This window comes from Marmoricola sp. OAE513, assembly GCF_040546585.1.
Classification (GTDB): domain Bacteria; phylum Actinomycetota; class Actinomycetes; order Propionibacteriales; family Nocardioidaceae; genus Marmoricola.
This window is the reverse complement of the sequence record NZ_JBEPOC010000001.1, coordinates 3,092,505-3,114,319: the sequence shown is the minus strand read 5'-3', so window position 1 is coordinate 3,114,319 and position 21,815 is coordinate 3,092,505. Positions and strand designations below refer to the sequence as shown.

General features: G+C 70.1%; 25 protein-coding genes and 1 riboswitch. Of the genes, 9 read left to right on the top strand and 16 right to left on the bottom strand.

Going from position 1 to position 21,815, the window contains the following annotated elements; all coding sequences use genetic code 11:
- Positions 1 to 6: 6 nt before the first annotated feature.
- Positions 7 to 669 carry a response regulator gene (locus tag ABIE44_RS15550; protein ID WP_209715555.1) on the top strand — a complete coding sequence of 221 codons (663 nt, stop codon included), beginning with the start codon at positions 7 to 9 and terminating at the stop codon, positions 667 to 669.
- 49 nt (positions 670 to 718) lie between these two features.
- On the opposite strand, the gene ABIE44_RS15545 is transcribed toward ABIE44_RS15550, so the two are convergent.
- From ABIE44_RS15545 to ABIE44_RS15535, 3 genes are all read right to left on the bottom strand, one after another.
- A complete protein-coding gene (locus ABIE44_RS15545; protein WP_209715558.1) occupies positions 719 to 1,477 on the bottom strand; it encodes an MBL fold metallo-hydrolase in 759 nt (252 codons plus the stop codon).
- Entirely contained in the window at positions 1,474 to 2,307 is an 834-nt protein-coding gene (gene murI, locus ABIE44_RS15540) for a glutamate racemase (protein ID WP_209715561.1), read from the bottom strand. Before murI ends, ABIE44_RS15545 begins: the two co-directional genes overlap by 4 nt.
- A 97-nt stretch (positions 2,308 to 2,404) precedes the next feature.
- Positions 2,405 to 3,619, bottom strand: coding sequence for an MFS transporter (locus ABIE44_RS15535; protein WP_354438145.1), 1,215 nt, complete (start codon positions 3,617 to 3,619; stop codon positions 2,405 to 2,407).
- A 150-nt stretch (positions 3,620 to 3,769) separates the two neighbouring features.
- On the opposite strand from ABIE44_RS15535, the gene ABIE44_RS15530 reads away from it, so the two are divergent.
- Positions 3,770 to 6,085, top strand: a complete 2,316-nt coding sequence (locus ABIE44_RS15530) for a peptidase M6 (RefSeq protein ID WP_354438143.1) — start codon at positions 3,770 to 3,772, stop codon at positions 6,083 to 6,085.
- 60 nt (positions 6,086 to 6,145) lie between these two features.
- On the opposite strand, the gene ABIE44_RS15525 is transcribed toward ABIE44_RS15530, so the two are convergent.
- The 8 genes from ABIE44_RS15525 to ABIE44_RS15490 are packed head-to-tail and all read right to left on the bottom strand — an operon-like array spanning position 6,146 to position 11,123.
- Positions 6,146 to 6,556 (bottom strand): hypothetical protein, encoded by a 411-nt coding sequence (locus ABIE44_RS15525; protein ID WP_209715564.1) that lies wholly within the window; start codon positions 6,554 to 6,556, stop codon positions 6,146 to 6,148.
- The gene (locus ABIE44_RS15520) at positions 6,549 to 6,908 is read right to left on the bottom strand and encodes a hypothetical protein (protein WP_209715569.1); all 360 of its coding nucleotides are present in this window, start codon (positions 6,906 to 6,908) and stop codon (positions 6,549 to 6,551) included. Before ABIE44_RS15520 ends, ABIE44_RS15525 begins: the two co-directional genes overlap by 8 nt.
- A complete protein-coding gene (locus ABIE44_RS15515; RefSeq protein ID WP_209715572.1) occupies positions 6,908 to 7,855 on the bottom strand; it encodes a pyridoxal-phosphate dependent enzyme in 948 nt (315 codons plus the stop codon). The genes ABIE44_RS15520 and ABIE44_RS15515 overlap by 1 nt, the downstream gene beginning before the upstream one ends.
- Positions 7,855 to 8,127, bottom strand: a complete 273-nt coding sequence (locus ABIE44_RS15510; protein ID WP_209715575.1) for a MoaD family protein — start codon at positions 8,125 to 8,127, stop codon at positions 7,855 to 7,857. The genes ABIE44_RS15515 and ABIE44_RS15510 overlap by 1 nt, the downstream gene beginning before the upstream one ends.
- Positions 8,128 to 8,134: 7 nt before the next feature.
- Positions 8,135 to 8,566 carry a M67 family metallopeptidase gene (locus ABIE44_RS15505; RefSeq protein WP_209715578.1) on the bottom strand — a complete coding sequence of 144 codons (432 nt, stop codon included), beginning with the start codon at positions 8,564 to 8,566 and terminating at the stop codon, positions 8,135 to 8,137.
- Positions 8,567 to 8,601: 35 nt separating this feature from the next.
- Positions 8,602 to 9,189, bottom strand: coding sequence for a DUF2017 domain-containing protein (locus ABIE44_RS15500; RefSeq protein ID WP_209715581.1), 588 nt, complete (start codon positions 9,187 to 9,189; stop codon positions 8,602 to 8,604).
- Positions 9,186 to 9,482, bottom strand: coding sequence for an ATP-dependent Clp protease adapter ClpS (gene clpS, locus ABIE44_RS15495; RefSeq protein ID WP_209715584.1), 297 nt, complete (start codon positions 9,480 to 9,482; stop codon positions 9,186 to 9,188). The genes ABIE44_RS15500 and clpS overlap by 4 nt, the downstream gene beginning before the upstream one ends.
- A 60-nt stretch (positions 9,483 to 9,542) precedes the next feature.
- On the bottom strand, positions 9,543 to 11,123 hold the full coding sequence (locus ABIE44_RS15490) for an acyl-CoA synthetase (protein ID WP_209715587.1): 1,581 nt from the start codon (positions 11,121 to 11,123) through the stop codon (positions 9,543 to 9,545).
- 18 nt (positions 11,124 to 11,141) lie between these two features.
- Here ABIE44_RS15490 and ABIE44_RS15485 point away from each other — a divergent pair, with 18 nt between their 5' ends.
- Positions 11,142 to 11,672 (top strand): DUF1697 domain-containing protein, encoded by a 531-nt coding sequence (locus ABIE44_RS15485; RefSeq protein ID WP_209715590.1) that lies wholly within the window; start codon positions 11,142 to 11,144, stop codon positions 11,670 to 11,672.
- Here ABIE44_RS15485 and ABIE44_RS15480 read toward each other — a convergent pair.
- From ABIE44_RS15480 to ABIE44_RS15465, 4 genes are read right to left on the bottom strand one after another with little or no spacing between them, the layout of a single operon-like run.
- Complete coding sequence (locus ABIE44_RS15480) at positions 11,608 to 12,453, bottom strand: ECF transporter S component (protein ID WP_354438141.1); 846 nt, start codon at positions 12,451 to 12,453, stop codon at positions 11,608 to 11,610. The two genes, ABIE44_RS15485 and ABIE44_RS15480, sit on opposite strands and share 65 nt — an antisense overlap.
- Positions 12,450 to 14,123, bottom strand: coding sequence for an ABC transporter ATP-binding protein (locus ABIE44_RS15475; RefSeq protein ID WP_209715593.1), 1,674 nt, complete (start codon positions 14,121 to 14,123; stop codon positions 12,450 to 12,452). Before ABIE44_RS15475 ends, ABIE44_RS15480 begins: the two co-directional genes overlap by 4 nt.
- Positions 14,120 to 15,247, bottom strand: coding sequence for a CbiQ family ECF transporter T component (locus ABIE44_RS15470; protein WP_209715596.1), 1,128 nt, complete (start codon positions 15,245 to 15,247; stop codon positions 14,120 to 14,122). The genes ABIE44_RS15475 and ABIE44_RS15470 overlap by 4 nt, the downstream gene beginning before the upstream one ends.
- A 1-nt stretch (position 15,248) precedes the next feature.
- Positions 15,249 to 16,058, bottom strand: coding sequence for an SCO2322-related protein (locus ABIE44_RS15465; protein WP_209715599.1), 810 nt, complete (start codon positions 16,056 to 16,058; stop codon positions 15,249 to 15,251).
- Between the two features lie 88 nt (positions 16,059 to 16,146).
- A riboswitch (cobalamin riboswitch) is annotated at positions 16,147 to 16,224 on the bottom strand.
- Positions 16,225 to 16,285: 61 nt separating this feature from the next.
- Here ABIE44_RS15465 and ABIE44_RS15460 point away from each other — a divergent pair.
- The 4 genes from ABIE44_RS15460 (at position 16,286) to ABIE44_RS15445 (ending at position 19,629) form a co-directional block, all read left to right on the top strand.
- Positions 16,286 to 17,128 (top strand): hypothetical protein, encoded by an 843-nt coding sequence (locus ABIE44_RS15460; RefSeq protein WP_209715602.1) that lies wholly within the window; start codon positions 16,286 to 16,288, stop codon positions 17,126 to 17,128.
- Positions 17,129 to 17,287: 159 nt separating this feature from the next.
- Positions 17,288 to 18,103 carry an ABC transporter substrate-binding protein gene (locus ABIE44_RS15455; protein WP_209715604.1) on the top strand — a complete coding sequence of 272 codons (816 nt, stop codon included), beginning with the start codon at positions 17,288 to 17,290 and terminating at the stop codon, positions 18,101 to 18,103.
- A 4-nt stretch (positions 18,104 to 18,107) separates the two neighbouring features.
- Positions 18,108 to 18,893 (top strand): amino acid ABC transporter permease, encoded by a 786-nt coding sequence (locus ABIE44_RS15450; RefSeq protein ID WP_209715607.1) that lies wholly within the window; start codon positions 18,108 to 18,110, stop codon positions 18,891 to 18,893.
- A 4-nt stretch (positions 18,894 to 18,897) separates the two neighbouring features.
- Positions 18,898 to 19,629, top strand: a complete 732-nt coding sequence (locus ABIE44_RS15445; protein ID WP_209715610.1) for an amino acid ABC transporter ATP-binding protein — start codon at positions 18,898 to 18,900, stop codon at positions 19,627 to 19,629.
- A gap of 202 nt (positions 19,630 to 19,831) precedes the next feature.
- Here the strand turns inward: ABIE44_RS15445 and ABIE44_RS15440 are convergent, their stop codons facing one another.
- Positions 19,832 to 20,740 carry an AurF N-oxygenase family protein gene (locus ABIE44_RS15440; RefSeq protein WP_209715613.1) on the bottom strand — a complete coding sequence of 303 codons (909 nt, stop codon included), beginning with the start codon at positions 20,738 to 20,740 and terminating at the stop codon, positions 19,832 to 19,834.
- Between the two features lie 63 nt (positions 20,741 to 20,803).
- Here ABIE44_RS15440 and ABIE44_RS15435 point away from each other — a divergent pair, with 63 nt between their 5' ends.
- Complete coding sequence (locus ABIE44_RS15435) at positions 20,804 to 21,484, top strand: TetR/AcrR family transcriptional regulator (protein WP_209715616.1); 681 nt, start codon at positions 20,804 to 20,806, stop codon at positions 21,482 to 21,484.
- Positions 21,481 to 21,774, top strand: a complete 294-nt coding sequence (locus ABIE44_RS15430; protein WP_209715619.1) for a DUF4873 domain-containing protein — start codon at positions 21,481 to 21,483, stop codon at positions 21,772 to 21,774. The genes ABIE44_RS15435 and ABIE44_RS15430 overlap by 4 nt, the downstream gene beginning before the upstream one ends.
- Positions 21,775 to 21,815: the final 41 nt, after the last annotated feature.

The window sequence follows — 21,815 nt, the reverse complement described above, 5'->3', positions numbered from 1 at the left end:
GGACCGATGACAGAGCCCAAGATCCGGATCGTGATCGTCGACGACGACCCGCTCGTCCGCAGCGGGCTGGCGATGATCCTCGGCGGCAGCAGCACGCTGGAGGTCGTCGCCCAGGCCGCCGACGGGGCGGCCGGCATCGTCGCGGTCGAGGAGCACTCCCCCGACGTCGTGCTGATCGACATCCGGATGCCGGTGATGGACGGGATCGAGGCGACCGCCTCGCTGGTCACCCGCCCCGACGCACCCCAGGTGATCGTGCTGACCACGTTCGACGCCGACGACTACGTGATGCGCGCGCTCGCGGCAGGTGCCAGCGGCTTCCTGCTCAAGGACACCGCGCCCCAGGACATCGTCGACGCGATCCACAAGGTCGCCGCCGGGGAGCCGATGCTCTCGCCGAGCGTGACCAGCACGTTGATCCAGCAGGTCACCACCGGGCAGTCCCCGGACCGTGCCCGGGCCGCGAAGACCCGCCTCGACCGGCTCACCGAGCGCGAGCTCGAGGTCGCGCTGGCCGTCGGGCGCGGGTTGAGCAACGCCGAGATCGCCAAGGAGCTCTACCTGAGCGTGCCGACGGTCAAGGCGCACATCGGGCGCTTGTTCACCAAGCTGGAGGTCGAGAACCGGGTGCAGATCGCGCTGTGCGTGCACGACGCGGGGCTGGGCTAGGGATCGCCGGGATCGCACCGGGTTACGACAGGCTCAACCACCGGGCTGATCAGATCTCGTAGGTCTCGCCGGGTACGGCGAGCTCGAGCGGACCGTCGTAGGTCAGCGTCGCCTCGGCGAGCATGACCGCGGGGTCGTGCCACGGGGGCACGTGGGTGAGCACCAGGCGGCGGGCGTCGGCCTGCGTCGCCATGACGCCGGCCTCGGCGCCGGTGAGGTGCAGGTCCGGCGGGTTCTCCGCGCCCTCGACGAACGAGGCCTCGCAGAGGAAGAGGTCGGCGTCCTTCGCGGTCTCCACCAGCGCGTCGCAGGTACCGGTGTCACCGGAGTAGGCCAGCGTCCGTCCGTCGGCGCGGATCCGCAGGCCGAAGGCGGTCACCGGGTGCGCGACCTCGCGTGCGGTCACCTCGAAGGGACCGACCTGGAAGGTCTCGGCCGGGTAGTCGAGGAACTCGAACTCCTCGTTCATCCCCGGGTCTTCCTCGAGGTCGTAGGCCTTGGCCATCCGCACGGCCGTGCGTTCGGGACCCCACACGGGGATCCTCGGCGCCGCACCGTCGGGGTGGTAGCGGCGGAGCACGTAGAGACCGGTCAGGTCCAGGCAGTGGTCGGCGTGCAGGTGCGAGAGGAGGACCGCGTCGACGAGCATCGGGTCGACGTGGGAGTGCAGCGTGCCGAGGGCACCACTGCCCAGGTCGAGCAGGAGCCGGAACGGGCGCCCCTCGTGCTCGGTCTCGAGCAGGTAGCAGGAGGCGGGCGAGTCGGGGCCCGGGTAGCTGCCCGCGCAGCCGATCACGGTGAGCCTCACAGTCCGACCACCTGCGCCACGCCTCCGGCGCTGGCCGATCCCACGACCTGCAGGACCGACTGGAGCTCGGGGCCCAGGAACCGGCGCCCGATCGACTCGAACTCTCCCGGCTGCCCGGTGGTCAGGAAGCGGTGCACCGGGGGCACGCCCGGGTCGGACTCCAGCCCACGCTCGGTGAGGACCCGGTAGACGTCCTTGGCGCACTCCTCCGCGCTGGAGACGAGGGTCACCCCGTCCCCCATCACGTAGGAGATGACACCGGTGAGCAGCGGGTAGTGCGTGCAGCCGAGGACCAGGGTGTCCACGCCGGCAGCGACCAGCGGGTCCAGGTACTCGTGCGCTGCGGCCAGGAGCTCGGGACCCCCGGTGACGCCCTGCTCGACGAACTCGACGAAGCGGGGGCAGGCCTGCGTGGTCAGGGTGACCTGGGGCGCGGCGGCGAACGCGTCGTCGTACGCCTGCGACTCCGCGGTCGCCCGGGTGCAGATCACGCCGATCCGACCTGTCCGCGTGGCGGCGACCGCGCGCCGGGTGGCCGGGAGGATCACCTCGACGACCGGCACGTCGTACCGCTCGCGGGCGTCACGCAGCATCGCCGCACTCGCGGAGTTGCACGCGATCACGAGCATCTTCACGCCCTGCTCGACCAGGTGGTCGAGGCACTCCAGCGCGTACTCGCGGACCTCGCCGATCGGCTTGGGGCCGTAGGGCTGGCGCGCGGTGTCGCCCAGGTAGAGGACGGACTCGGCGGGCAGCTGGTCGATGACAGCACGAGCCACGGTGAGTCCACCGAAGCCCGAGTCGAAGATGCCGATCGGAGCGCTTGCCACCCCGCAAGGCTAGACGATGGCGCCGCTGGCGTCGTGGAGGTGAACGTCACGCACGGCGGGTGCGGGGAGGCTGAGGAAGGAGCCACGACCACCGACGTCACACGGCCGGGGTGTCGTCCTTGCGCAGGAGACCGAGGGCGAAGAGGACCAGTCCTGCGACCGCGAGCCCGGCACCGACCAGGCTCGGCGCGCGGTAGCCGTGACCGGCGGCGATGACCACCGAGCCGAGCCAGGCACCGAGGCCGTTGGCGACGTTGAGCGCGGAGTGGTTCAGCGCTGCACCGAGCATCTGGGCGTCACCCGCCGCGTGCATCAACCGGATCTGCAGGTTGATCGCGAGCACCGAGCCGAGCATGCCGAGCAGCAGCACCATCACCCACAGCAGCACGGGGATGCCGGCGACGCCGACGATGGCGAGCAGCACCCCCACAGCCGAGCCGAACCCGATCAGGACCGAGCGGACGTTGTCCCAGTCCGCCATCCGGCCCGCGAGCCAGGAACCGAGCACCGAGCCGATGCCGAAGGCGAGCAGGAAGACCGGGACGCCGCCGTCGGACACGTCGGCGACGTCGGTGACCAGGGGCGCGACGTAGGAGTACATCGCGAAGATCCCACCGAAGCCGATCATCCCGGCGCCCATCGCGAACAGCACCCGCGGCTCTGTCAGCGCGGTGAGCTCACCGCGGACGGTGGCGGCGGGGTTCCCCCGCGAGGCCGGCACGAACGCCAGCAGACCGAGCGCGGTGATCACGGTGATGCCGAGGACCGCCCAGTAGGCGCTGCGCCAACCGAGTCCCTGACCGAGCCAGGTGCTGGCCGGGACGCCTGCGACGGTGGCCACCGAGAGTCCGAGCATCACACCGCTGACCGCGCGACCGCGTCGTTCCGGGGCGACCAGGGAGGCGGCGATCAGGGAGGCGACGCCGAAGTAGGCGCCGTGCGGGAGGCCGGCGACGAAGCGGGCGACCATCACCTGCTCGTACCCCTGCGCGACCGCCGTGAGGGCGTTTCCGATGCCGAGGGCCAGGACGAGGCCGATCGCCAGCCCGCGGCGCGGTAGCCGCGCCCCCAGGGACACGATCACCGGGGCGCCGACGACCACGCCCAGGGCGTACGCCGAGATGATGTGTCCGGTCCGCGCGTTGGAGGAGCTGATCCCGTCGGCGATCTGCGGGAGCAGGCCCATCGTGACGAACTCGGTGGTGCCGATCGCGAAGCCACCGAGCGCCAGGGCGGTGATGGCCAGACCGATGTGCCTGCCGCGGCCGAGGGTCGGTTCGACGGTCTCGACGGCTTGCTCCACAGTGCTCACCCCAGCACAAGTCGTCGGAGACCGTGTTCATTCCGTGACCAAGCGGTCGTTGCGCACCTCACAACCACGGTGCTTGGATCAGTCAGTCAGTGGGGCGACTCAGCGCAACCCGTTGCAGTCGTCTCTCGATTTCGGGTGAAAGAGATGAACATGCCTCGCAGCAAGCGAGCCGCGTGGTCAGCACTAGCAGTAACCGCTGCGCTGATCACCTCGTCGGCTCTGACCAACACCACCGCGGACGCCGCTGCGCCGGCCGCCGCCACCAAGGCGAAGAAACCGACCAGCGACACGCGCAACGTCGGGCCGGACTACAACGGCGGCAAGCCGATGAGCCTCGACCGGGCCAGCATCCGGCGGGCCAAGAGCCGGATCGCGGCACAGGCAGCCGTGGCCCCCGTCGTCGGCGCCAGCCAGACCTGGCTCGCCAACGACGACACCGACGGCTCGATCTACCTCAAGAACTACACGCTGCGCGGGATCGGCGACCACATCCAGGTGTGGGTCGCCCAGGACACCGCCTTCCCGGCCGGCGACTGCCGCAACACCCTCGGGCTCAGCGAGGTCACCGACGCACAGGTGAACAGCTTCGTGCACGAGTTCGACACCAACATCTACCCGACCGAGTCGGCCGCTTTCTCGGTCCCGCCGAGCCGTGACGGCACCGGCGGCGCCGAGCTCGCCGAGCAGATCGGCGAGGACGCCGACTACTGGAAGGTCGACGCCGACAAGGCCGACGACATCGTCGTCCTGGTCGACAACGTCAAGGACGCGAACTTCTACGACCCCGGTACGCCGGACGGTCAGACCTACATCGCGGGCTTCTTCTACTCGGTCTTCAACGAGTACCTCGACCGCAACATCATGACCATCGACGCCTACGACTGGCTGCACCGCACCGGGGCGAACCCGCCGGACAACAGCGCGGACCAGGCGTACAAGGACTGCGCCACCAGCCAGGGCTCGAACCGCCCGTACGGCGCCGCCAAGCCGCACCTGTACGAGGGCACCTTCGCGCACGAGTACCAGCACCTGCTGGAGTACTACGCCGACCCCGACGAGACCGCGTGGGTCAACGAGGGTCTCTCGGACTGGGCGCAGACCCTGGTCGGCTACGTGGACCCGTCGATCGCTCCCGACGCGGCCGGGGCGGACGGGCACCTCGCCTGCATCCAGGGCTTCTCCGACCCGGCGTTCGGCGGCGCGGAGAACTCGCTGACCGAATGGGGTGACCAGGGTGGTCCCGAGATCCTCTGCGACTACGGCGCGGCGTACTCGTTCATGGAGTACCTGCAGAGCCACTACGGCAACAAGTTCATGAAGAAGCTGCACCTCGAGGGTGGCAACGGCCTGGTCGGTCTGGACAAGGTCCTGACCGAGTCCGCGCCGAAGATCAAGGGCAAGCCCGGTCCGCACAAGACGGCGATGCAGACGCTGCACGACTGGAACGCCTCCTTGGCGCTGGACTCCTTCATCTCCTGGCGCGGCGTCCGCGGCGGGCTGGCGCACTGGCTCTCGATCAAGTCGATGAAGGCGAAGATCAACTGGGACAACGCGCAGGACTACAACACCCCGGGTGCTCCGCCGAACGGTGCCGACTACGTGCGGCTCCGCAAGGCCAACGGGTCGTACTACAAGGCCTCCGAGCTCCGGTCGGTGACGTTCAACGGCGCGTCCACGCTGGAGCCGGACCCGGTGGAGTGGACCGAGGTGGCGAACCCGCCGAGTGCCACCACCGAGGCGACCACCTGCGGTGACGTCCCGACCGGCACCGGGCCGGCAGCCCTCTACTCGGGTTGCGGCGAGAGCCTGGACCGCTCGATCACCCGGCAGGTCGCGGTGCCCAGCACCGGCGCGACGCTGACGTTCGACGCGCTCTGGGACATCGAGGAGGACTGGGACTTCGGCTTCGCCCAGGTCTCCGCGGACGGCGGCAAGACCTGGAAGAGCCTGGCCACCGCCGACACGACGACCGACGCGGACCCGGGTGCTGACCCGGCCGCGGTCTCGCAGCTGCCCGGCTTCAGCGGGGACAGCGGGACGTGGAAGTCGCAGACCGCCGACCTCTCGGCGTACGCCGGGAAGAACGTCCTGATCGGGTTCCGGTACATCACCGACACCGCGGTCAACGAGGGCGGCTTCTGGGTGCGCAACATCAAGGTCGGGTCGACCGAGGTGCCCAGCACCCTGGCGGGCTGGAAGACGATCTCGCAGGTGAACCCGACCAAGGTGGCCGGCTACACCGTCCAGCTGATCGGCTACGACTCCAAGGGCCACACCGCCATCACGCGGATCCCGCTGAACAAGACGTTCGACGGGAAGCTCAGCGTGGGGCAGCTGTTCGTCCGGCTGGGTCTGCGGCCCACCACGGTCGCTGCGCTGGTCACCCAGGACGACCCGAAGGAGGTCGTGAACCAGCAGGCGAGGTACTCGCTGAAGGTGAACGGCAACCTGCAGCCGGGAGGCTGAGCAACCTGGGCGGTCGAGCGTAGTCGGGACCTGGTCTCGACTACGCTCGACCAACCGGTCTCACGGCGTCTCGGCAGGCTCGACGACCGACGTCTTCCAGAGCCACCAGAGGCCGACGAACGGCAGCACCAGCGGGACCCAGCCGTAACCGGCACCGAAGTCGGACCAGACGCTGGCCTCGGGGAACTTGTCGGTCCACACCAGGCTGCTGACGCCGACGGCGAGCACGCCGACGAGCTCGAAGGAGACGGTCGCCACCGCGATCGCGCGACGCCCGGTGGCCAGCGCCCAGGTCGCGACGACGTAGATCACCGCGGCGGCGATCGAGAGCGAGTAGGGGAACGGCGCCTCGTCGAACTTCGTGGTGAGCTCGAAGGACGCCCGGCCGGTGGCGGCGAACGCGATCACGCCGTACACGAAGACCAGGACCCGGCCGAAGCCCCGGGAGGTCTCGGCCACCCGCTCAGCCATGCACGTTCCAGAGGTGGTGCAGCCGCAGCAGCAGCACCGGCACCACGAGGACGGCGACCAGGACCACTGCGGTCCCGGCGCGGTTCTTCTCCGAGGCGCCCCAGAGCCAGCCGACCGGGATGAGCAGCGGGGCGCCGAGCAGGTACCCGACGTACGCACCGACCTCGACGCCGTCGTGGTCGCCGGTCAGCCGCGCGAGGCCCCACACCAGCTGGACCACCAGCCCGGCCTCGATCGCGATCATGCCGAAGAACGGCGGGTTGGTGTTGTTGCGGTCGCGGACGATGTCGACGACGAGCAGCAGGGCGACCGCGCCGCAGAGCACGGCCAGAATGATCCCTAGGACGTCCATCAGGCCCAGAGCTGGCCTTCGAGGCGCTCCTCGGCCTCGTCGACCGTGCCCTCGTAGGCACCCGTCGAGAGGTACTTCCAGCCGCCGTCGCACACGACGAACGCGATGTCCGCGCGCTCCCCCGCCTTGACCGCCTTCGCGGCCTGGCCCAGCGCGGCGTGCAGGATGGCGCCGGTCGAGATGCCGGCGAAGATGCCTTCGAGCTCGAGCAGCTCGCGCACGCGGCGGACGGCGTCGCGGGGGCCGACCGAGAAGCGGGTGTCGATCAGGGACGCGTCGTACAGCTCGGGGACGAAGCCCTCGTCGAGGTTCCGCAGGCCGTAGACCAGCTCGCCGTACCGGGGCTCGGCGGCGACGATGCGGACCTCCGGCTTGGCCTTGCGGAAGAACCGGGAGACGCCCATCAGGGTCCCGGTGGTGCCGAGGCCGGCGACGAAGTGCGTGATCTCGGGAAGGTCCGCGAGCAGCTCGGGGCCGGTGCCCTCCTCGTGCGCCAGGGCGTTGCCGTCGTTGCCGTACTGGTAGAGCATCACCCAGTCGGGGTGCTCGGCGGCCATCTGCTTCGCGACGCGGACAGCCTCGTTCGAGCCGCCCGCGGCGGGGCTGGAGTAGATCTCCGCGCCCCACATCCGCAGGATCTGGCGGCGCTCCTCGGAGGTGTTCTCCGGCATCACGAAGACGGCGCGGTAGCCCTTGAGCTTCGCGGCCATCGCGATGCTGATGCCGGTGTTGCCCGAGGTCGGCTCGAGGATCGTGCAGCCGGGGCGCAGCAGGCCGTCCTTCTCGCCCTGCTCGATCATCTTCAGGGCCGGACGGTCCTTGATCGAGCCGGTGGGGTTGCGGTCCTCCAGCTTCGCCCAGATGCGGACGTCAGGCGTCGGCGAGAGCCGGGGCAACCCGATCAGCGGGGTGCCGCCGACCGACTCGAGCAGGCTGTCGTAGCGCATCAGCCGCCGGCGACTGCCGGGAGGATGACGACGTTGTCGCCGTCGGAGAGCTCGGCGCCGAGCCCGCCGATGAAGCGGACGTCCTCGTCGTTGATGTAGACGTTGACGAAGCGGCGCAGGTCACCGTTCTCCAGCAGGCGGTCGGCAAGGCCGGGGTGGTTCGCCTCCAGGTCCTCGATCAGCGCGGACAGGGTGGCGCCGTTGGCGTCCACGGCCTTCTCGCCGCCGGTGTACGTACGCAGGATCGTGGGGATCCGGACCTCGATGGGCATTGCTTCCTCAGCTCTTCTCTTCGCCGGAGATGGCGACGTCTTCTTCGGTGACGGTTCCGTCGATGATTCTGTAGGACCTGAACTCCACCGGGCCCTCACTATTCCCGTGTTCGCGTGTGGACACCAACACGTAGTGCGCGCCGGGCTCGTTCGCCAGGCCGATGTCGGTCCGGCTCGGGTACGCCTCGGTCGCGGTGTGCGAGTGGTAGATCACCACCGGCTCCTCGTCGTTCTTCCACATCTCCTTGTAGAGCGCGAGCAGCTCGCCGGAGTCGAACTCGTAGAAGGTGGGCGACCCGGCGGCGTTGATCATCGGCACGTGCCGACTGGGGACGTCGCTGCCCTCGGCGCCCGCGACGATCCCGCAGGCCTCGTCGGGGTGGTCCCGCTTGGCGTGCGCGACGATCGCGTCGTAGGTCGCCTGGTCCAGTCTCAACACATGGACAAGCCTAGGCGGTCAGGGGTGGGGCGACGTCACCCGGCCACGGAGCGGACCAGCGTCTCCTGGAGGAAACCGACCCACTCGTAGATGTCGTGCACCTGGGACTCGGGGTCGTCGTCGTCCAGGGCGTACCAGCGCTCCTCGTCACCCTCCTCGATCCCGAGGCGCGTGGCGATCGCAAGCCGCATGTCGGTGAAGGACCGCATCCAGGTCAGCGCGGTCTCCGGCCCGAGCTCGACGTCGATGTAGACGCCGTCCTCCGGCTCAGCCGCCAGGCCGGCGTCCTCGAGCGTGTCGATGATGCACGCGGCGCCCGCGGCCTTGGTGTTGCGCAGGTCGTTCTCGGTGTAGCGCCGGAACTCCGCAGCGGCCTCGGCGTCCTCGGCGTACGCCGTGGGGAACAGTCGTTGCAGGACAGGGTCCTCGGGCGCCAGCGTCGGACCGTCGAAATTGAACAGCTCCTCGAGCGGGTCCTCGTCGCCCTCGACGTCCCCGGTCGCGGACTCGTTGCGCAGCAGCTCGATCAGCTGGCTGGCCAGGGAGCGCAGCAGGTCGGCCTCGAAGGTGCTGAACGTGGCGAGGCTGGCCCCGGTCTTGCGGTGCCGCTCGAAACCGCTCACGCGTCGTCCCGCTGCATGGTGGCCCAGAGCCCGTACTCGTGCATCGCCTGGACGTCGCGCTCCATCTCCTCGCGACTCCCTGCGGAGACCACCGACTTGCCGTCGTTGTGCACCTCCATCATCAGCTTCTCCGCCTTCGCCTTGGAGTAGCCGAAGTGCTGGGTGAAGACGAACGACACGTACGACATCAGGTTCACCGGGTCGTTCCAGACGATGGTGACCCACGGCGTGGCCGGGACGGTGAGGTCGTCCGTGGCCGGTTCGTCGAGCTCGATGGGGCTGGGCGCGGACATGGTGTCCAGCCTAGGCGCTGACGGTGACGGCGTCTCGGCAGGCTCGACGACCGGGTCCGGTTACGGCGTCTCGGCAGGCTCGACGGCCGCGGCGGCGTAGCGGTCCTTGAGGACTCCCTTGACCAGCTTGCCGGTGGGGGTGCGCGGCAGGTCGTCGGTGACGATGAACTCGCGGGGCACCTTGTAGTGCGCGATCTTCTCCCGTGCGTAGGTGCGGAGGGTTTCGACGAGCTCAACCACCGGGACTCGCTCTGCCCCCGGGTCGTCGCCTCCCTGGTCGGAGGGCTCGACGTACGCGACGACCCGCTCCCCCATCTCCTCGTCGGGGACGCCAATCACGGCGATGTCCGCGACCGCGGGGTGCAGGCTGAAGGCGTCCTCGATCTCCTGGGGGTAGATGTTCACCCCACCGCTGATGATCATGAACGCCTTGCGGTCGGTCAGGAACAGGAAGCCCTCGGCGTCGAGATAGCCGAGGTCGCCGACGGTGGCCCAGTTCGGCTGCTCGGGATGCTTGGTGGACGCGGTCTTCTCGGGGTCGCCGTGGTAGCTGAAGGTCAGCTCGTCGCGCTCGAAGTAGACGGTGCCGACCTCGCCGGCGCCGAGCAGCTCGCCGTCGGGACCGCAGATCCGCGGAATGCCGAGCAGCGGCTTGCCGACCGTGCCCGGGTGGGCGAGCCAGTCGGTCGAGTTCACGTACGTCGCTCCGATCGCCTCGGTGCTGGCGTAGTACTCGTGGATCACCGGCCCGAACCAGTCGATCATCTGCCGCTTGACCTCGACCGGGCACGGGGCGGCCGCGTGCACGACCGTCCTGAAGGACGACACGTCCGCGGTAGCACGGCGTTCGGCCGGGAGCTTCAGCAGCCGGACGAACATCGTCGGGACGACCTGGGTGTCGGTGACCCGGTAGCGCTCGACGGCGGTCAGGAACGCGTCCGCGTCGAACTTCTCCATCATCACCACGGTGCCGCCGACCGCCTGGACGACGCCCATGAAGCGGAGCGGCGCTGCGTGGTAGAACGGCGCCGGCGAGAGGTAGACGGTCTCGGGCCCGTAGCCGAACAGCCCCCCGAAGATCGTCACGTACGGGTAGCCGGGCTCGTCCACGCTGATCGGCAGCAGCGGCAGCTTGATGCCCTTGGGACGACCGGTGGTGCCCGAGGAGTACAGGAAGTCGTCGCCGTGCGGCTGGCTGGGTAGCGGGTCCGCACTGGCGGCCGCGAGCGCCTCCTCGAAGCTGGCGAAGCCGGGGATCGGGCCGCCGTACGCGAGCCTGTCCGGGACGTCCACGGCGGCGGTCACGCCCTCGACGAGGGTTCGTTTGCTCGCGGAGGCGATCAGCACCTTCGCGCCGCAGTCCTGCACGATGTACGCCGCCTCGTCGGTGGACAGGTTGTGGTTGACCGCCGTGATGTAGAGGCCGGAACGCAGGGCCGCCCAGTACGCGACGAACGCCTCGAGACGGTTCTCGGTGAGCAGGGCGATCACGTCGCCCGGGCGCAGGCCACCGTCGTACAGGTGTCGCGCGAGCCGGGCGCTGCGCTCCTCCAGCTCGGCGTACGTCAGGGTCTCGCCGGTGCCGGCCATGATCGCGGCGGGCTTGTCGGGGGTGGTCGCTGCCCAGGTTCCGGGGTACATGGCGACTACGTTATCCACGTGCCCACCCACATCGGCTTCCTCCGCGCGGTCAACGTCGGCAAGCGTCCGTACCGGACCGCGGACCTGCGCGCGGCCCTCGAGCGCGCCGGCTACGGCGACGTCGAGACCTACATCCAGACCGGGAACGTCCGGGTCACCTCCCCGCTGCGGTCCACGGCGAAGATCGAGGCCGAGCTCGAGGGGGTCTTCCTGGCCGATCGGGGGTTCGAGGTGCCGACCATCGTGTTCAGCCCGGCGGAGCTGACGGCGCTCGCCGCCGAGGCGGACGAGGTCGCCGAGCAGGGCTTCAAGCACGGGCACTACATCAGCCTGCTCAAGCGACCGATCCCCGAGGCGGACCTCGAGGAGCTCCGCGACCTCACGCCGGACGGGATCCGCTTCGTCGCCAGCGGCCGGGCGCTGCACTTGCTCTACGACATCGGGTTCGGCGACGCGCCGCGGTCACCGGCGCGGGCGGAGAAGATCATCGGGGTCGCGACGAACCGGAACGCGAAGGTGATCCGGGAGATCGCGGAGCGGTGGTGCTGAAGGACGCCTTGCGCGCCGCACGTCGCAGGGTCGCGAGGATCGCCGGGCCGGTCAGCACGATCAGCACCACGTTGGTGATGCCGCGGACGAGGTCCCAGCCGAAGGCGGTGGTGAACGAGAAGACGACGAACCGGTGCAGGTTCTCGGCGACCGGGTCGCCCGCGACGAAGCTGAGCTCGGTCTTCAGGCCGAGTCCGTAGGGCCAGAACGACAGGTTCTGCAGCGTCCCGTAGAGCACGCCCGCGACCAGGCCGTACGCCGCGAGCATCAGCAGTTCCGGGACGCCGCGCAGCGGGGGCAGCAGACCGGCCAGCAGGCCGACGAGCGCAGCGCCGAGCATCTGGTACGGCAGCCACGGCCCGACTCCCCCGGTGAACAGCGCCGAGCCGAACAGGGTCGTCGCTCCGAGCACGAACCCGAAGCCGGCGCCGAAGACGCGGCCGCCGAGGATCAGCAGGAAGAACACGGTCTCGATGCCCGCGGTGCCGGCCCCGAGCGGGCGGATGGCCGCGCCGATCGCCGAGAGGACACCGAGCATCGCGACGGCCTTCGGGTCCAGGCCGCCCTCGCTGATCTCGAACAGGACGACGGCCAGCACGACGGGGAGCAGGGACCCGAGGACCAGCGGCGCAGCGGTGTTCTCGGCCAGCAGCGACTCCTTGCTGACCAGCAGCGGCCACAGGAACGCCATCAGCCCGGCGAGGGTGGCCAGACCGATCGCGATCGCCGAGCGGGGACGCAGCGCGATGGCTGGGGCGATGGCGGGGGCAGTCGTTCTCACGCGAGCCCCTCGAAGCGTGCACGGACGTCGGCGACGGTGAGCAGGCCGCCACCGAGGACCTTGGCGACCTGGGGCGCGAACGCCGGGCTCGAGGTGACGACGTCGGCGGTCGGGCCGTCGGCGACGAGCTCGCCGGCGGCGAGGACCAGGACGCGGTCGGCGGCCTCGGCGACGAACTCGACGTCGTGGGTCGAGAGCAGCACCGAGCGACCGCGGGCGGCGAGGTCGGCGAGGACCCCGGCCAGTGCTGCCTTGCCCTGGTAGTCCAGACCGCGGGTGGGCTCGTCCAGCATCAGCACCGGGGGCTCGGCGGAGAGCTGGATGGCCAGCACCAGGCCGAGGCGCTGGCCCTCGGAGAGGTCGCGCGGGTGGGTGCCGCCGTCGATGTCCGGGACGATCCGGTCGAGCAGCGCGCGACAGGTACCGGGCGTCGACCGGGTCTCGGTGTCGGCCTGGGTGCACTCGGCGTCGACGGTCTGGAGGTAGAGCAGGTCCGACGGCGTCTGCGGCACCAGGCCGACGCGGGTGCGGCGTACGGGCGGGGTGAGGTCGGCGGGGTCCTCCTCGCCGACCCGGACTGCTCCGCTGAACCGCTTGCCGGAGCCCTGGAGCGCCCACAGCAGGCTGGACTTGCCGGAGCCGTTGCGACCCATCAGGGCGGTGACCTGGCCGTGGTGCAGGTCGAGGCTGACCTCGCGGACGGCGACGAGGTCGCCGTGGCGGACGGAGATGTTCTGAGCCGTGAGGATCGGGTCGGGGCGTCTCGGCAGGCTCGACGACCGGGAGGCAGCCGACGACCGGGAGGCAGCCGACGACCCGGGGGCAATCGGGGATTGGAGGGGGCCCTCCGCCGCGGCGGCGTGGGTGCGCAGCTCTGCGGCGGCGCGGTAGCCGTCGCGGACGGAGAGGGGAAGGGGGGACCAGCCGGCCCAGCGCCCGAGCTCGACCACGGGCGGGGCGATGGTCGAGGTGCGCATCACCTCGGCGGGGTCACCGGACTCGACCCGACCGTCGACGACGTGGACGACGCGGTCGGCGTACTGGAGGACGCGCTCGACGCGGTGCTCGGCGATGACCACCGTGACGGCCAGGTCGTGGACCAGACGGGTGATGGCGGCGAGGACCTCCTCGGCACCGGTGGGGTCCAGGGCGGAGGTCGGCTCGTCGAGGACGAGCACCCGTGGGTGCGCGGTCAGCACAGCACCGATCGCCACCCGCTGCTGCTGCCCGCCGGACAGGTCGGCCAGCGGGACGTCGCGGAGGTCGGCGATGCCGAGCAGGTCGAGGGTCTCCTCGACACGCTTGCGCATCACCTCCGGCGCAAGGCCGAGCTGCTCCATCGCGTAGGCGAGCTCCTCCTCGACGGTGTCGGTGACGAAGCCGGCGAGCGGGTCCTGCCCGACGTACCCGACCAGGTCCGCGAGGTCGCGCGGCCGGTGGTCGCGGGTGTCGCGACCGTGGATCGAGACCGACCCGGACAGCACCCCTCCGGTGAAGTGCGGCACCAGCCCGTTGAGGGTCCCGAGCAGGGTGCTCTTGCCCGAGCCCGTGCGCCCGACGACGAGCACCAGCTCACCCTCGCCGATCTCCAGGTCGACGTCGTCGAGGACGGGCTCGACGGCGTCGGCGTAGGTGACGCTGACGGAGCGGAACGTGATCGCGGTGCTCATGCGTCCACCAGCTCCCGCTCACCGCGAGCTGCCGGAGCCAGCCGCTTGCTGGTCGGGGTCGGCGGGGTGACGAACGCCGGCAGCGCAGCCAGCACGATCCCGAGCGTCGCCGACAGCGGGAGGCCCGGGGCCGCGATCGGCTGCAACGGCATCAGCAGCAGGTCGGGCGAGGTGCTGCGGCTGAGGATCACGCCGGCGGCCGCCGCGACGCCGGACAGCAGGGTGAGGGTCTCCGCGGCCAGCCACGGGTCGCGGCGGTAGGTGCTGACCCGGATCTCCCGGCCGCCGAGCGCCATCCCGCCACAGGTGAGCGCGACGCCGAGGACCAGGGTCGGGACCGCGAGCCGACCCGCCGTACCGATCGGGTCGAGGACGCCGTAGATGCCGAAGGTGAGCACCAGCAGGCCCAGCAGGGTCAGCGCCCCGACCAGGACCCGGCGACCGGCCGTGCTGCTGCGACGGCTGCCGTACCCGCGCGACTCCATCGCCGAGGCGAGCAGGAGGGACCGGTCCAGGGTGTCCTGGAGGACCGGGAGCGCGACCTGCGGGAGGGCGCGCAGGCCGAGGCCGGAGCCGCCGCGGAGCAGCCGTGCGCGCAGGACGCGCTGCACGCTCTCCGCCAGCTGCGGGGCGACGCTCACCGAGACGACCACCGCGGTGCCGACCTCGTGCAGCGCACGCGGCATCGAGCGGAGCAGGCGCTTGGGGTTGGCCAGCGCGTTCGCACCGCCCAGGGCGATCACCAGCGTGCCGAGCTTGACGCCCTCCAGCGCGGCGGCGAGCCAGCCCTCGAGGTAGACGGTCCCGAACAGGTTGATGCCCGCCGCCCAGTCGGGCAGTCCGACCTCGGGGAGGGCGAAGATCCGGGTGTCGCCGTACTTGAAGCCGACCAGGACGTGCAGGACCACCCGGACGACCACGATCACGACGGCGAGAGCCACGTAGATCCTGAACGCCCGCGCCCACGGGGAGTCCGAACGCCGGGCCAGGACGACGAGCCAGACGACAGCGAGGATCAGCGCGAGCAGGACGGGGTTGGTCGTCATGCTCGCAGCGACCGCGAGCCCGACCGCCCACGCCCACCAGGCGAGGGGGTGCAGGGCTCGTGGGAGCTGGGGGGCCATCTCAGCCTCGGCGGCGTACGGCGACGGTGGTGCCGGCGGCAGCGAGGACGGCGAGAAGGACGAGGCCCCAGATCCAGGAGATGCCGCCGTCGTCGCCCTCCTCGGAGCTGCGGGAGACGGGCTTGCTGGTGTCGGTCGGGAGCCCGTTGGAGAAGGTCGGCAGCTGGGTGCCGATCGGCTCGTAGACGCTCGACGTGGCCGACGGGGTCGGCGGACCGGTCGGCGTCGCGGCGGCGCTCGTGGACGAGGTGGGGGTCGGTGCCGCGGTGGGCGTCTTGCCGGGCTTCTTCGTGGGTGCCGCCGGAGACGCCTTCGTCGGGGCCTTCGTGGGGGCCTTGGTCGGGCTCTTGGTCGGCTTCGCCGGGCTCACCTGCGTCGGCGGGGCCGTGCTCGGCTCCTTGGTGGTGGAGCTGTCCTGGAACCGCCAGCCCTCGACGGTCCCCGGCTTCGGGTTGCGGCTGCCCGCGCCGCGGGTGCTGTAGGTCCACGAGCCGCCCGGCGTGCCGTAGAAGTACGCCCAGTAGGCGTTCGCGGGCGGCATGCTCCCGCAGTTGTTGCCGCTCGGGGCGCCGTCGAGCCGGCAGACCGCACCGGCACCGTTGCCCTGGGCGTAGGTGATCCGGAACCCGGCCTTCTCCAGCGCCGCGTAGCCGGAGTCCGGGTCTCCCCCGGCACAGCCGATCTCCGTGTGCCCGTCGGGGAACTGCACGACGACGGTCACGTCACTGGTCCTGCAGCTGGCTGCCTGAGCGGGCGCAGCGGTCAACGACGTGCCTGCGACGATCAGGACTGCCAGGGCGATGCGCTTCATGTTTCTCCAGGAACCGAACCTGGATGAGCTGCACCCAGGCTCCGCCCCGTGATCCTCGACGGGTGATGGGGAGCCGAACGATCCACTCGGGTGTTCCGGCTCGTCCCGACGTGTTCTGGCGGGACCTACGGCTGCGGGTCAGCGTCGGCTTCGGACCGACTTCCCCCGAGTTTCTCGCCCGCGAATCTACACCGCGCACGCTGGGTAGCGTGATCTAGCGTGGGGCCGTGGTCCCTCCTCCCCTGCCTGCCTGGCTCACCGGCTTCCTCGACGACGAGTGCTTCCTGCCGCCCACCTCGACCCCGCTGGCCGACGCGGCCGATGCCCACGGCGGGCACCGCCGGAGCCAGTACGCCGGCCTGACCCGCAGCCTGGTCGTCACGGACGTGAAGCTGCCGGACCTGATCGACGTCCTCGACGACGTCGAGGAGCCGCTTCCGGTCACGGTGCTCGTCACGGGCGGCGCCGGCTCCATCGGACCGGCTGTGCGCTGGGCGACGCGAGCACCGGTGCTGCGGCTGCGCGGGCTCGAGCTGACGCTGCGGGACGAGGACGACCTCGCGCACAACGCGCACCGCGCCCTGACCGCGCTGGCGACCGTCGAGGAGGAGCTGGACGGTGCGGGCGTCTTCGTCGAGCTGCCGCGGTTCACCGGGGAGCCGTCGTACCGGTGGCTCAGCGCGCTCGACGAGATCGCTGCGGCGGGCGTCCGGGCCAAGTTCCGCACCGGCGGCGGGGGCGCACCGGCACCGCAGCCCGAGGACGTCGCGGCGTGCTTCGAGGCGGCCCTGGACCGGGAGCTGGCGTACAAGTGCGCGGGCGGGCTGGATCGTGCGGTCACCGACGACGAGGGGTTCGGCGCGCTGAACCTGCTGGCGGCGACGCGGGCGTGCCTGGACTCCGACGACGTCGTGGAGGTCCTGCGGGAGGTCTCCGCCGTCGCCGTCGTCGACCGGTACGACGCGGCGACGCTCGGGCGGACGCGGAACTGGCTCACCGGTGTCGGGGTGACCGACCTGCTGGCGCTGCACGACGACCTCGTCGAGATCGGCCTCGCCCCGGGCCGGTGAACGGGCCGGTGAACGGGCCGGTGAACGGGCCGGTGAACCGGTCCGAGGCGGTTCCGAATCGTCCCGATTTGCCGAGGCGGCGTTACGGCCTTGTAACGACTCGAATACGACGGCCGATCGGGCTCGTCGGGAGCAACGACCCGGGTCTAGGGTCCGTCCATGACCACCCGAAACCTGATCAAGGCCCTCGCCCTCACCTCGGCCCTCGGCCTCGCCCTGACCGCCTGCGGCTCCTCCGACGACGACGCCAAGGGCTCGGCGGACGGTTCCACCGTCAAGACGATCACGTCCGGAACGCTCACGGTGTGCTCCGACGTCCCGTACCCGCCGTTCGAGGACTTCGACAAGAGCGCCCCCTCGGGCTACCAGGGGTACGACGTCGACATCGTCTCCGAGATCGCGAAGCGACTCGACCTGAAGCTGGCCGTCATCGACTCCGACTTCGACGCGCTCCAGAGCGGCCTGCTGTTCAACAGCCGCAAGTGCGACCTCGGCGCCAGCGCCATGACGATCACCGACGAGCGCAAGAAGAACATCCTGTTCTCCGACGGCTACTACGACTCCGAGCAGTCCCTGCTCGTCGCCGCCGGCTCGGACATCAAGAGCATCGACGACCTCGACGGCGTGAAGGTGGGGGTCCAGAAGGGCACCACCGGCGAGGCGTACGCGAAGGAGAACGCGCCCGACGCGAAGCCGATCCAGTACTCCGACGACGGCAAGATGTACACCGCGCTGAAGGCCGGCCAGATCGACGCGATCCTGCAGGACCTGCCGGTGAACCTGGACCACCAGAACGACCCGAAGCAGGCCGGCAAGTGGCAGGTCGTCGAGACGTACAAGACCGACGAGGCGTACGGCTTCGGCGCCAAGAAGGACAGCACCGACCTGATGGACGCCGTGAACGAGGAGCTCGCGGCGATGAAGAGCGACGGCACGTACCAGAAGATCTACGACAAGTACTTCGCCACCAGCTGATCGCGTGAAGAGATCTACGCGACGGCGGCTCCGGCACGGAGTGCTCTACGCGCTCTTCGCCGGAGTCGTCGTCTGGCTCGCACTGATCGCCGACTGGGCAGCGGTCAGGGCCAACTTCTTCGACGGCGACATCCTCCGGGAGATGTGGCCGGACGTCGTCCTCACCGCGGCCAAGAACACGGTCGTGTACACCGCGATCGCCTTCGTCGGTGGTCTGGTGCTGGCGTTCCTCCTGGCGCTGATGAAGCTCTCACCGCTGGCGCCGTACCGGTGGCTGGCGACGGCGTTCATCGAGTTCTTCCGGGGACTCCCGGTGCTCATCGTGATCTTCCTGTTCGCCTTCGGCGTCCCGATCGCGTTCCAGTACTCGTTCCCGGGTGGGCAGCGGGGCGCCGCCATCATCGCCCTGGTGGCCGTGTCGGGGGCCTACATGGCCGAGACGCTGCGCGCCGGCATCCAGGCAGTACCCAAGGGGCAGGTCGAGGCCGCGCGGTCGCTCGGCATGAGCTCGACGTGGACGATGGTCTCCGTGGTCATCCCCCAGGCAATCCGGATCGTGATCCCGCCGCTGACCAACGAGTTCGTGCTGCTGCTCAAGGACACCTCGCTGCTGCAGGTCGCCGGCGTCGGCCTCGGCCAGGAGGAGCTGACGAACTTCGCGTCCAACAACCTGAACTCCTACGGCAACCCGACGCCGCTGATCGCAGCCGCGATCCTGTACCTGATCATCACGCTGCCGCTGACCCAGCTGGTGGCGTACCTCGAACGACGTACCCAGAAGGCTCGGTGAAGCGATGACTGCGGCGATCGAGGTGCGCGGCCTGCACAAGCGGTTCGGCGACAACGAGGTGCTCCAGGGGATCGACTTCACGGTCGAGCCCGGTCAGGTCGTCTGCGTGATCGGTCCGTCGGGCTCCGGCAAGTCGACGCTGCTGCGGTGCGTGAACCGGCTCGAGGAGCCGACCTCGGGCCAGGTCCTGGTCGAGGGGGTGGACATCACCGACGAGGAGACCGACCTCGACGAGGTCCGCTCGCGGATCGGGATGGTCTTCCAGTCGTTCAACCTGTTCCCGCACATGTCGGTGCTCGACAACCTGACGATCGCGCAGCGACGGGTGAAGAAGCGCGGGAAGGTCGAGGCCGAGAAGGTCGCGCGGGCAAACCTGGAGAAGGTGGGTCTCGCGGAGAAGGCGGACGCGTTCCCGGCGCACCTGTCCGGCGGGCAGCAGCAGCGCGTGGCGATCGCCCGTGCGCTCTCGATGGACCCGGACATGATGCTGTTCGACGAGCCCACCAGCGCCCTGGACCCGGAGCTCGTCGGCGACGTGCTCGACGTGATGCGGCAGCTCGCGAACGAGGGCATGACGATGATGGTCGTCACCCACGAGATGGGGTTCGCCCGCGAGGTCGGGGACAAGCTGGTCTTCATGGACGGTGGGGTGATCGTCGAGGAGGGCGACCCCCGCGAGGTGCTCGCGAACCCGCAGCACGAGCGGACGCAGGCGTTCTTGTCGAAGGTGCTCTAGCGAAGCGGTCGTCGAGCTTGCCATGCTGCATCTCGGCAAGCTCGATGACCGGTGGTTCGTGGAGCTTGCCGTGCTGCATCTCGGCAAGCTCGATGACCGGTGGTTCGTGGAGCTTGCCGGGCCGCATCTCGGCAAGCTCGATGACCGGTGGTTTGTGGAGCTTGCCGAGGCGTGGTTCGACGGCCGGTGGTTCGACGACCGGTCACTTCGGGAGCAGGAAGGACGCGTGCCAGAACTTCCGGTTGCGGCCGGAGGCGGGGATCATCCCCATCTCGTCGAGGTACGGCACCATCTTCTCGCCCATCCACGCGATCGTCGCGCGGTAGTTCGGGTTGCCCAGCGCGGCCCGACGACCGACCATCGGGTCGATGCCGACGGACTTGTAGACGTCCGGGTGCACCAGCGACCGCATCGTCCCGTACGCCGCCTGCGCCACGACGGTCTGGTGCCACAGCCGCTCGCGGCGCGTCATCGGCTTCGCCATCGCCTTCTCCAGCTCGTCGCGGGCGAAGGTGACGTGCCGGGCCTCCTCCACCACGTGGATACGCGAGACCATCCGCACCAACGGCTGGATCCGCTCGTCGTTCATCATGTCGCGCTGCCACCGGTCGACCGGCTCCTCGCCGATCAGGGTGGAGGCGTACATGCTCGCGCCGCGGAAGACGAGGCCGGCGGCCTCGGCGGCCTTCTTGAGCCCCGGCCGCGGACCGTACGCCGGCACGCCGAAGTGGCCGATCGCCCGACCGAACATCGTCGAGTGTCGGCACTCGTCGGCGACCTCGGTCAACGCGTACTGCGTGCGCGCGGTCGTCGGGTCGCTGCGGTAGACGTCCTTGAGCAGGAGCTGCATGAGCACGATCTCGAACCACAGCCCGACGCTGGCGATCGAGGCGATCTCGTGCTTGGAGAGCAGGATGCGCTGCTCCTCGCTCAGCTGGTCCCACAGCGGCGTGCCGTACAGCGACATCCGCTCGGGCTGCATGAACCACAGGCCAGGCACTTCGGGGGCGCTCCAGTCGATGTCGACGTCCGGGTCGTAGGACTGGCGGGCCGAGGACTTGAGCAGCCGCTCGACGAGGTGGGTGTCGCGGTCCGGCAGGGTCGCGGTCATGGAGAAGCACTCCTCAGTGGTTGCTGTTACCCGGAGTAACAGTTATCGGCTAGAGTGCCTGACATGAGCCCTGAGGTCAAGGACGGACGCAGCACCCGCTGGGACGACCACCGCGACGCCCGGCGCACCGAGCTCGTCGAGGCTGCGGTCGCGGCCATCGACGAGCACGGGCCGGGAGCCTCGATCGCCGAGATCGCGTCGTCGGCGGGCGTCAGCAAGCCGGTGCTCTACCGGTACTTCGGCGACAAGGACGACCTGTACCGAGCCGTCGGACGCTGGGGCGCCGACCAGGTCCTCGAGCGACTGATCCCGATCCTGGTGGCCAGCGAGGACCTCTCGCTGCGCGACCGGGTCTACGCGGGCTGCGACGCCTATCTCGCCTTCCTCGAGGAGCACCCGCAGGTGTTCCTGCTGCTCGTCGAGCACCGCACGACCGACGACCCACTGGCGGACGGCAAGGAGCAGATCGCCTCGACGGTCGCCAAGCTGATGGGCGACACGTTGCGTCGACTGGACGTCGACGCTGCCGGCGCCGAGCCCTGGGCGCACGGTCTGATCGGGATGTTCCTCTCGGTCGGCGAGTGGTACCTGCGCCGCGACATCATGAGCCGCGACGCGACGTCGACGTACCTGGCGTCCTTCGTCTGGCACGCGTTCGACGGGTTCGCCTCCGACCACGGCGCCGCGCTCGACCGGGCCGGTGAGCTGCGCGTCCTGAAGCCCCGACGGAAGGACGCCCGATGAGCACGCTGCACGAGCCCGGTGAGGAGTACCGGGGCGCCGCCGAGGTCGTCGACGACCAGCACGACGACGGCATCCTGGTCGAGGTCCACCTGCGCGGCCACTTCGAACCCAACGACGGCCGCTTCCACTGGTACGGACGCATCGACGCGGACGAAGCGCTCTCGGGCCGGTACCGCTCCGGCGCGACGGTGGCACTGCAGACGCCGCACGGGATCGCCGCCGGCCGGATCGCGGACGTCGACCCGTGGGGCCGCTTCCGGGTAACGGGTCTCGGCGCTCCCCCGTTCTGACCCACCCGCGTCCACAAACCACCTTCGACATCCGATTTTGA